This window comes from Streptomyces sp. GS7 (genome assembly GCF_009834125.1).
Classification (GTDB): domain Bacteria; phylum Actinomycetota; class Actinomycetes; order Streptomycetales; family Streptomycetaceae; genus Streptomyces.
Window position 1 is genome coordinate 6,978,211 of the sequence record NZ_CP047146.1, and the last position, 9,290, is coordinate 6,987,500.

General features: G+C 69.5%; 9 protein-coding genes and 2 rRNA genes (1 of these 11 running past the window's edge). 3 read left to right on the forward strand and 8 right to left on the reverse strand.

The features are described from left to right. Positions 1-100: 100 nt before the first annotated feature. Positions 101-1,312, reverse strand: coding sequence for a hypothetical protein (locus GR130_RS30300; protein WP_159507654.1), 1,212 nt, complete (start codon positions 1,310-1,312; stop codon positions 101-103). Between the two features lie 497 nt (positions 1,313-1,809). On the opposite strand from GR130_RS30300, the gene sepH reads away from it, so the two are divergent. Next, positions 1,810-2,877, forward strand: a complete 1,068-nt coding sequence (sepH, locus tag GR130_RS30305) for a septation protein SepH (RefSeq protein WP_159507655.1) — start codon at positions 1,810-1,812, stop codon at positions 2,875-2,877. Between the two features lie 116 nt (positions 2,878-2,993). On the opposite strand, the gene GR130_RS30310 is transcribed toward sepH, so the two are convergent. Then, on the reverse strand, positions 2,994-3,833 hold the full coding sequence (locus GR130_RS30310; protein ID WP_159507656.1) for a sulfurtransferase: 840 nt from the start codon (positions 3,831-3,833) through the stop codon (positions 2,994-2,996). Between the two features lie 248 nt (positions 3,834-4,081). On the opposite strand from GR130_RS30310, the gene GR130_RS30315 reads away from it, so the two are divergent. Then, positions 4,082-4,855 (forward strand): VOC family protein, encoded by a 774-nt coding sequence (locus tag GR130_RS30315; RefSeq protein ID WP_159507657.1) that lies wholly within the window; start codon positions 4,082-4,084, stop codon positions 4,853-4,855. Here GR130_RS30315 and GR130_RS30320 read toward each other — a convergent pair. Next, positions 4,839-5,564 (reverse strand): thymidine kinase, encoded by a 726-nt coding sequence (locus GR130_RS30320; protein ID WP_159510316.1) that lies wholly within the window; start codon positions 5,562-5,564, stop codon positions 4,839-4,841. The genes GR130_RS30315 and GR130_RS30320 overlap by 17 nt on opposite strands. Before the next feature lie 32 nt (positions 5,565-5,596). Between GR130_RS30320 and GR130_RS40055 the strand changes: the two genes are divergently transcribed. Next, positions 5,597-5,794, forward strand: coding sequence for a hypothetical protein (locus GR130_RS40055; RefSeq protein WP_201305283.1), 198 nt, complete (start codon positions 5,597-5,599; stop codon positions 5,792-5,794). Here GR130_RS40055 and GR130_RS41060 read toward each other — a convergent pair. The 5 genes from GR130_RS41060 to GR130_RS30345 form a co-directional block, all read right to left on the reverse strand. Further along, on the reverse strand, positions 5,704-6,063 hold the full coding sequence (locus GR130_RS41060; protein ID WP_328707599.1) for a tyrosine-type recombinase/integrase: 360 nt from the start codon (positions 6,061-6,063) through the stop codon (positions 5,704-5,706). The two genes, GR130_RS40055 and GR130_RS41060, sit on opposite strands and share 91 nt — an antisense overlap. A gap of 1,180 nt (positions 6,064-7,243) precedes the next feature. Beyond that, positions 7,244-7,705 (reverse strand): SUKH-3 domain-containing protein, encoded by a 462-nt coding sequence (locus tag GR130_RS30330; protein WP_159507658.1) that lies wholly within the window; start codon positions 7,703-7,705, stop codon positions 7,244-7,246. A gap of 135 nt (positions 7,706-7,840) precedes the next feature. Then, a complete protein-coding gene (locus GR130_RS30335; protein WP_159507659.1) occupies positions 7,841-8,059 on the reverse strand; it encodes a protealysin inhibitor emfourin in 219 nt (72 codons plus the stop codon). Between the two features lie 112 nt (positions 8,060-8,171). Beyond that, a 5S ribosomal RNA gene (gene rrf, locus GR130_RS30340) occupies positions 8,172-8,288 on the reverse strand. 77 nt (positions 8,289-8,365) lie between these two features. Next, positions 8,366-9,290, reverse strand: a 23S ribosomal RNA gene (locus tag GR130_RS30345); it runs 2,198 nt beyond the window's last position.

The following is a 9,290-nucleotide window of genomic DNA, read 5'->3' on the forward strand; positions in this document are numbered from 1 at the left end:
GGCCGCGGCCCGGTGCCCCTGGACGGGGCACCGGGCCGGGTCGGAGGGCGGTCCACCGGGTGAGGAGGTCCATCCCTCAGGAGGGGCGATCCTTTGTCCGTCAGGGGGTCTTCGGATCGGGCGACTGCTGGGTGTCGGGGTTCTGCCGGCTCTGCTGTTGCCCCGGGGTCGCGCCGCCGTTGGAGCCGTCGCCGCTGCCGCCGTCGGTGCCGGTGGAGTGACTCGGGGACGGGTTCGGGGACGAGGACGTGCCGGGGCTCGGAGAGCCGGAGCCGCCGTCGGAGGGCGTCGGCGACGGGGACTGCTTACCGCGGTCCGTCCAGCTGCCGGTGCCAGTTTCGCCGGACCGGCTCGGACCCGGTGACGGCGTCCCGCCACTGCCGTCCCTGCCGCTCCCGGAGGAGTGGTGGGGGGTCGGCGCCGGGGTGCCGGGCCGGTGTGGGATGAACCCGGTGATGTTGCTGATTGTGGTGCCCTGCTTGCCGCTGGGCGTCTCACCGGTGAACAGCTCGGTGGCGGTGACGGCACCCATCGCCAGCACGAACACGACGAGCGCGCCGAGCGCGGGCCGCTTCCAGCCGCGCAGCCGGGTGCCGTACGTCGCGGTGTTCTCCTCGTCGACGGCCACCGGGGAGCCGGGCTCGCCGGCCTGAGGAAGTACGGCCGTCGCCGCGGCCTCCTGGAGGGCGGCCTGGCCCAGGGCCATGGTCCGCTCGTCGAGGCGCGGGACGAGCTGCGTCCGGTCGGCGCCGTCGGCGGCCTGCGGTTGGCCGGCGCTCTTCCCCGGGCGCAGCGCGCGCGTCGCGTCGCGGTCGACGGTGCGCAGCAGGCGCGTGGCGTCGTCGGCCGGGTGGGCGCCGGCGGGATCGCGGCGGCGCGCCTGCTCGGCGCGCGGGATGAGTTGCGTACGGGCCGCGGCGGGGTCGGGCTTCCGGGCCGCTACGGAGGTGACGGTGTCCTCCGCGCCCTGCTTGTCGAAGGTGGGCAGCACTCGTGTGGGGCCGGCGGGCTCCGCCTGCCCGGTGGTGGATCGGGGTCGAGTGGTGGAGAAACGGCGTGGCTTCGGCCGTGTGGTGACGGCCGCTTCCTTGATCTGCTCGCCGGTGCGCCGGAACAGGTGCTGGAATATGGAGCCGCCGGTCGTGGCGACGACACTGACGACACCTGCGCCGATGATGGTTCCGTAGACACCGAGTTGACCCGCGAGGTACGCGGCGGCGGCCGCGGCGAGAGCGCTACCGGAGACCTGGGCGAGGCTCAGGTCTATCCGCTTCTCCTTCTTCTTCGTGTCGGTTTCGGTTTTTTCGTCCATCTCCTACCTTTGATCGCCCCTTCGATCCATCTTGCATGGAGAAGTGACCGAGTGGCGGAGCCAATAGTTCCGAATCTGGGGAATCTGTGAAACTCGACACCTTCACTGCAGGTAGAGAGGTCGACAAGGCGACTCAACTCCGTTGCCTCGCGAGAACTTCGGCGGCGCGGCGGTCCACCTCGGTGGCCCGAATGGAGTACTGTGGCGAGCCCTGGCCCCGGTTCCCGTCCGGCTGCCCGGACCCGCGGGAGGGGCCCTGAAGGCGGCACCCCTCCCTGGGGCGCCGTCGCTCGGCACGGGTGATCGGTGACAGGGCAAGCGGCATGGTCACTGAGCGTTGCGAACTGGTAACCGTGCCATAACGGCGTTTCTGGGCCAAGCCCCGACACGCCGGGCAACTCGGCAATGTTGTGGCAGGCTGCACCCGGGCAGGCCACACTCGACTAGCGGAAGCAGCGACGCACGTGACGTCGGCAGGCACCACCCGGGAGGTCCCCATGCCCGAACTGCGTGTCGTGGCCGTCTCCAACGACGGCACACGGCTGGTGCTCAAAGCTGCGGACAGCACCGAGTACACGCTTCCGATCGATGAGCGGCTGCGCGCCGCCGTCCGCAACGACCGCGCACGCCTGGGCCAGATCGAGATCGAGGTCGAGAGCCACCTGCGCCCGCGGGACATCCAGGCGCGGATACGAGCCGGCGCCTCCGCGGAGGAGGTCGCTCAACTGGCCGGCATTCCCGTCGACCGGGTGCGCCGCTTCGAGGGGCCGGTGCTCGCGGAGCGGGCGTTCATGGCCGAGCGGGCACGCAAGACCCCGGTGCGGCGGCCCGGTGAGAACACCGGCCCGCAGCTCGGCGAGGCGGTCGCGGAACGGCTGCTGCTGCGCGGCGCCGACAAGGACAGCGCCCAGTGGGACTCCTGGCGCCGCGACGACGGCACCTGGGAGGTGCTGCTGGTCTACCGGGTCGCCGCCGAACCGCGCTCGGCGACATGGACGTACGATCCGCCGCGACGGCTCGTCCAGGCCGTGGACGACGAGGCGCGGGCGCTGATCGGCGAGAGCGACGACACCCCCGAGCCGAGCTTCCCGTTCGTGCCGCGGATCGCGCGGCTGCCGCGCGACCGCCCGCTGGACCGTGCCCTGGACCGCCAGATGCCCGATCGCGGCGAGCGCACCGCGTCGTCCGGCGGCGAGGAGCGGGACGAGTCGCGGGGTGGCGAGGAGGCCACCGGCGAGCGGGAGCGGGATTCGCTGACCAGCCTGCTGGAGGCGGTGCCGAGCTTCCGCGGCGACATGGTCGTACCGGAGACCGCCAAGGCGCCGCAGCACGAGGAGCCTTCGGAGGCGGAGGTCGAGGAGCCGCCCGCCCCGGCGGCGAGCGCGGGCGCGGGCTCCGCGTACGCCGATGTGCTCATGCCGCGGGCGGTGGCCGGCCATCGCGACCGGCTCACCGGGACGACGGACCGGCAGGCCGAGGCGGACGGTGTGCGCCCCGGGCGCCGGGCCGCGGTGCCCAGCTGGGACGAGATCGTCTTCGGCACCCGACGCAAGAAACCTGAGTAGCCCAGGGGCGTGCCGGCCGCGCCCGCGCCCCTGATGAGCCCCCGTCCGCCGGCCCCTGCTTCCAGGGGGCCGGCGGACGCCGTCGTATGAGGCCCGTCGCGGGCCCCGATGGGGGCTCAGCCGGGCTGCGGGCCGGTGGCGACGGGCCGGGACGGGTCGGCGGACCATTCGCTCCAGGAACCGACGTACAGCGCGGCGGGGATGCCGGCGACCGCGAGGGCGAGCACCTGGTGGGCCGCGGAGACCCCGGAGCCGCAGTAGACGCCGACCTCGGCGTCCGCGGTGGCGCCCAATGCGGCGAACCGCTCGGCCAGTTCGGCGGCGCCACGGAAGACCGTGCTGCCGTCGGCGACGTTCTCGGTCGTCGGGGCCGACACCGCGCCCGGGATGTGGCCGGCGACCCGGTCGATGGGCTCGACCTCGCCCCGGTAGCGCTCGCCGGCCCGTGCGTCCAGGAGCACGCCGCGGTGAGCCAGTGCGGCCGCGTCGTCCGCCGTCAGCAGCCGCATGGCTCCGGGAGCGGGGGTGAAGTCACCGACCGGCGGAGTCACTTTGTCGACACTCATGGCACCGCCGGACGCCTGCCAGGCGGCAAGCCCGCCGTCGAGAACTCGCACATCCGGGTGACCCGCCCAGCGCAGCAACCACCACGCACGGGCGGCGGCCCACCCCTGGCCACCGTCATAGACGACCACCGGACGGCCGGCGGTGACGCCCGCGGCCCGCATGGCGGCGGCGAAGACGGCAAGGTCGGGGAGCGGGTGCCGGCCTGCCGCACCGGGCGGGCCAGCCAGTTCGCTTTCGAGGTCGACATAGACCGCGTCGGGCAGGTGACCGGCCTCGTACGTGGGGCGGCCGGGCGGGCCGCCCATCTGGTAGCGCACGTCGAGAAGCAGCGGAGCCGCGGGACCCGCCAACTCGCTCGCGAGTTCGGTAGCGGTGATGATGGCATTCATGGGGCTCATCCTTGCGTAGCGACGGCTACGTACAGAAGGCGGGTGCCCACCCTCCGTATGGCGGAGTTATGCGGCGGCGTGACGCCGCCGAAACGGACGAGAAACATCAAAACGGGCATTCTCCCTCGCGAACGCGCCGTGGACGGCGCGGCCGGGGCGCACAGCAGGTCACAGGGTGCGAGCATCTGCTCGGGACCCGCGCCCGTACCGCAATGGCCAGCACCTGATGCTCCGAGGAGAGAGTGACGATGACGACCGAGGCAGCAGCCCGGCGGATGCCCGGCGCGCCCTGCTGGGTGAGCCTCCTGGCACACAGCCTGTCCGCGACGCAGGAGTTCTACGGCGCGCTCTTCGGCTGGGAGTTCCGCCCGGGACCGCAGCATTTCGGTCCGTACGCCCGCGCCTTCCTCGACGGCCTGGAAGTGGCCGGGGTCGGCGAGCTGGCGGCCGACCGGAATCTCCCGGTCGCCTGGACCACCTATCTGGCCAGCGACGACGCGGATGCCACCGCCGAGCAGATCCGCTGCTGCGGCGGCACGGTCGGCGTCGGGCCGCTGGACGCGGACGACGCGGGGCGGATGGCGATCGGCTCCGACCCACAGGGGGCGATCTTCGGCATCTGGCAGGGCAGGTCGATGCCGGGCACCGCGGTCAGCGGGGAGCCGGGCACCCCGGTATGGAACGAACTGGTCACCCAGGAGACGGACTCCGTCGGCCCCTTCTACGAGCATGTCTTCGGCTTCGAGGCGGAAGCCGTGGTCTCGGCCGACTTCGACTACCTGACGCTGCACATCAAGGGGAAGCCGGTGGCGGGCATCCACGGCGTCGGCAACGCCCTGCCGCGTGACCGGGGGCCGCACTGGATGACGTACTTCGCGGTATCGGACACCGATGCCGCGGCCCGCAGGGTCACTGAGTTGGGTGGGCGTGTACTGCGTCCGGCACGGGACTCGGCGCACGGCCGGCTGGCCACGGTGGCGGACAGCGAGGGCGCGGTCTTCACGATCATCCAGCAGCACTGAGCGGGGCCGGCGGGCCGGCGGGCCGGCGGCGCCGCGTCGCCACTCCGCAAGGGCCTGCCCTACGGGCCGGTGCCTGGGTGTACTGGCCCGCGGCGTCGACCGGCAGGACGTCCGGGGAGAGTGCAGCCGCACGGGTGGTCGCCCAGGTCTGCCGGCGGCGGTGGTGGCGCCGGCACAGCACCTCGTAGCCGACCTCCGCCTGCGGCCGTCCAGCGGCGTCGCCATCATCCCCGACCACGTCACCGACCACGACCTGCGCGCCTTCCACGTCCATCCGGCCGTCGACGGTACGGGCGTTGTGCGTGGCGCGGGCGCCGCACCAGCACGGCGCCTCGACCTGCAGGACCTCTATCCGGTCCGCGAGTTCGACCAGCCGCTGGGAGCCGGGGAAGAGCTTGCTGCGGAAGTCGGTGGTGATGCCGAAGGCGAAGACGTCCAGCGCCAGGTCGTCGACTACGCGGGCGAGTTGGTCGACCTGTTCGGAGGTGAGGAACTGCGCCTCGTCGGCGATGACGTAGTCGACCCGGCCGCCGGAGCTGAGATGGCCGACGAGATGGGCGTAGAAGTCCGTGTCCGGCGCCGCCTCGACGGCCCCGGTGACCAGGCCGAGACGGGAAGAAAGCTTTCCGCGGCCGGCCCGGTCGTTGCGGCTGTAGATCATGCCCTGCAGGCCGCGGGCCGAGCGGTTGTGCTCGATCTGCAGCGCCAGTGTCCTTTTGCTTGGGTATCCGCCATGTTTGGGTGGACTCTCAACCCCGGATCGAGAGCCCGGAGGATTTCCTCCAGGCGCTCATTGCCGACCGGGCCCGCGGGCACCGGCTCCTGGACGGCGGCGATGGGCGCAGCCGTCAACGGCCCGCCTCCTGCCTGCTGAGGGAACGCGGGGACGGCACCCGCTCGGCGGCCGCCCGGACCCGCCCCGGATCGGGGAACCGGTAGGGCCCGGACGAGTCCGGGCACCGATGCCCGAGTAGCGCCTGCACCTCACCCGGCGAGCCGCCAGCGTCCGCGACGTTCGAGCCGAACGCCCGCCGGGCCATGCGCGGCCCCACCCGGCGCGTCAGCCCGGCCCGCCCACCGAGCCGCTCAAACAGCTCCCCGATCGCCTCGGGCGACATTGGATCCCCTACCGGCGCCCGGAACAGGTTCACCAGCAGGAAGTCGCCCCCGCCGTCCGCGAGCAGCCGGCGCTGCTCCTCGTAGTACAGGTCGAAACGCGCTCACCATTAGGAAGTCCAGCGGCGCCACCCACGCTTGCCGCGACTTCGACCAGGCGCCGTTCACGTTCTCCCACCGCCGCACGTGCACGTGCGCTCCCGGGTAGTCGCAGCCCAGCGCCCGCGAGTCCGGCAATAGGTGCACATCACTGCGGCGCGGCCCGGCCACTTGGCCGCGCCGCAGCCCCACCCGGCCCAGTAGCAGGACGACCAGACGTCCCCGCGCGTTGCGGCAGGCGCCGAACATCGCGACCAACTCGGCATCGGCGGCCCGATCCACCTGGCCGCTGGCGATAGAACAGGCCCCCGTCCTCCCCGCCGCCGCCGCGGGCAGGTCCCGGCTGTCGGCAAGCTCGTAAATCTGCCCCAACACCGCACGGGTGCCTCGCCGGCCGACACCGCACAGGCCAGCAGGCCCCGCACGGTAACCAGCGCCCGATTGATCCGCCGCTCACCCCGTACCGGGGCGCCTCCCGGCCCCGGTTGGACCACCGGCACCACTCCGTCCCGGACCGCCGGGGTGTATTTCAACCACACCGTGAACAGGCCCAGATCCCGGCCCGCCTCCGGCCGGCGCCGGCCGGTCGCCTGGCACCACCGCAGATACAGCGCGACGCCATCGGCGTAGGACTTGGTCGTCAGCTCCGCTCGGTCCCGCCCGAACGGCAGATTCCGCAGCCAGTGATCGGCAAGGGGGACGACCTCCAGGTCGTCGTCAAGGACCGTCCAGTACTTTTGCCCGGACGGCAGCAGCACGGGAAACGCCCGCATCAGCAACTCCTGCTTCGAGTCGTACAACAACCCGCCGCAGAGCCACACCCCCCGAGAACGAGTCCCGGAAGGTCAACGAACCTCCCTCACCACACGTCACAGCACACCCGATCCCCACCCAGAGAAAGAAGGTTTCCGCCGGCGCCGTAGCGATGAGTGGGTTCTTGGCGAGATGTACAGGGGCCGATTCGTCGCGGCGTGCAGCCCAGCTCCGCCGTCACGACCATGCGGTCGTGAGGCCGGCGGAGCGGTGTCAGCGGCGTCGCGGGTCTACCCGGCTGCGACCCTGGCGCCACCGTCCAGCCGCGCCCGCGTCGGTGGTCAGCCGACGTTCGACCCGGGCATGTGAGGGACGACCGCTGACCGGTACCCCGTTGCCCTGCCGGGGAGGGCATTTGACTCAGAAAAAGGTTTTGTCCCAGCTGTCCGTTCCGATGGCGCGGATGGCATTCTCGAAGCCGTTGGCGATCCGCTGGATCCCGGCGTCGCCGGAGATGAAAATGTCATCATTGTCGGCCAGCAGCACAACGTCGTCGGTATCCCAGGCCGTACCGATCAGCACGACGGGCTGGCCGATGCGCTTCGCGTCGATGCGAACGTTCCTGGGGAGGGCGTGCGTTGCCTCCAGGGTCCTCTCTACCGAGGTCGTGAGTTCAACTTCGCGCTGCCGCCACGGCCAGATCACGGTAAGTTCGCCGTAGTCGGCCAGGAAGTCCCGCAGGCGAGAGCTGACTTCGTAGCCTTCTTCGGCGTATCGGCGGCAGGCGTCCTCGACATCCAGCGGACCGGCCTCAATGCGTGCCTCTCCCGCAACGGCAGCGCGCAGCCGCTGAACCGCTGGACGGTCAGGGGTGTTGTTCATCCTGTCAGGACCTCTCCCCCAAAGCCAGGAACCCACGTCTTGCAGTTGTCACACATGGGGAATTTCTTTCCCTTTGTGTTGATGGTCACGAGGTCGTCTGCGTCATCCTTGATCGCGTTGGTGAACATTCGTGGTTCACCGCAGAGGGTCCGCGCAGTGCGCGGTGTGGTCATCCACGGTGATCTCGTACTCGAAGCCGTCGGGGACGACGGGCGGCGGCTCGGGGTGGCCGGCGGCCACCGCTTCCCTCGCGAGGTGTTCAAGTTCGGCGGCGTCGGGACGGCCTCCGGTCTCCAGTTCGGCGTGGAGTGTGATGCCTGCGAAGCCACCGCTCCGGGTCACGCGGATGTGCATGGAGTTCCTTCGCGCGTACGCAGCCCCCCGGGCGCACAACGCAAAGAGTCTCGAAAGCAAAAAAGCCTCGTTCCCCGAGTCGGAACTCGGGAACGAGGCTTTTTCGAAGATTGTTCGGCGGCGTCCTACTCTCCCACAGGGTCCCCCCTGCAGTACCATCGGCGCTGAAAGGCTTAGCTTCCGGGTTCGAAATGTAACCGGGCGTTTCCCTAACGCAATAACCACCGAAACACTATGAAGAAAACAAACTCCAGCCGATAAGGCGAGTTCGTTACTTCAGAACCTACACAGTGGACGCGAGCAACTGAGGACAAGCCCTCGGCCTATTAGTACCAGTCAACTCCACACCTTACGATGCTTCCATATCTGGCCTATCAACCCAGTCGTCTACTGGGAGCCTTACCCCATCAAGTGGGAGGGAGCCCTCATCTCGAAGCAGGCTTCCCGCTTAGATGCTTTCAGCGGTTATCCTTTCCGAACGTAGCCAACCAGCCATGCCCTTGGCAGGACAACTGGCACACCAGAGGTTCGTCCGTCCCGGTCCTCTCGTACTAGGGACAGCCCTTCTCAAGACTCCTACGCGCACAGCGGATAGGGACCGAACTGTCTCACGACGTTCTAAACCCAGCTCGCGTACCGCTTTAATGGGCGAACAGCCCAACCCTTGGGACCGACTCCAGCCCCAGGATGCGACGAGCCGACATCGAGGTGCCAAACCATCCCGTCGATATGGACTCTTGGGGAAGATCAGCCTGTTATCCCCGGGGTACCTTTTATCCGTTGAGCGACGGCGCTTCCACAAGCCACCGCCGGATCACTAGTCCCTACTTTCGTACCTGCTCGACCCGTCAGTCTCACAGTCAAGCTCCCTTGTGCACTTACACTCAACACCTGATTGCCAACCAGGCTGAGGGAACCTTTGGGCGCCTCCGTTACCCTTTAGGAGGCAACCGCCCCAGTTAAACTACCCACCAGACACTGTCCCTGATCCGGATCACGGACCCAGGTTAGACATCCAGCACGACCAGAGTGGTATTTCAACAACGACTCCACACCAACTGGCGTTGGCGCTTCAAAGTCTCCCACCTATCCTACACAAGCCGAACCGAACACCAATATCAAGCTATAGTAAAGGTCCCGGGGTCTTTCCGTCCTGCTGCGCGAAACGAGCATCTTTACTCGTAATGCAATTTCACCGGGCCTATGGTTGAGACAGTCGAGAAGTCGTTAC

What these genes read in the sequence shown, in the direction of transcription:
- GR130_RS30300 (WP_159507654.1), bottom strand. Translation starts at nt 1,312, where the DNA reads ATGGACGAAAAAACCGAAACCGACACGAAGAAGAAGGAGAAGCGGATA.
- sepH (WP_159507655.1), top strand. Translation starts at nt 1,810, where the DNA reads ATGCCCGAACTGCGTGTCGTGGCCGTCTCCAACGACGGCACACGGCTG.
- GR130_RS30310 (WP_159507656.1), bottom strand. Translation starts at nt 3,833, where the DNA reads ATGAATGCCATCATCACCGCTACCGAACTCGCGAGCGAGTTGGCGGGT.
- GR130_RS30315 (WP_159507657.1), top strand. Translation starts at nt 4,082, where the DNA reads ATGACGACCGAGGCAGCAGCCCGGCGGATGCCCGGCGCGCCCTGCTGG.
- GR130_RS30330 (WP_159507658.1), bottom strand. Translation starts at nt 7,705, where the DNA reads ATGAACAACACCCCTGACCGTCCAGCGGTTCAGCGGCTGCGCGCTGCC.
- GR130_RS30335 (WP_159507659.1), bottom strand. Translation starts at nt 8,059, where the DNA reads ATGCACATCCGCGTGACCCGGAGCGGTGGCTTCGCAGGCATCACACTC.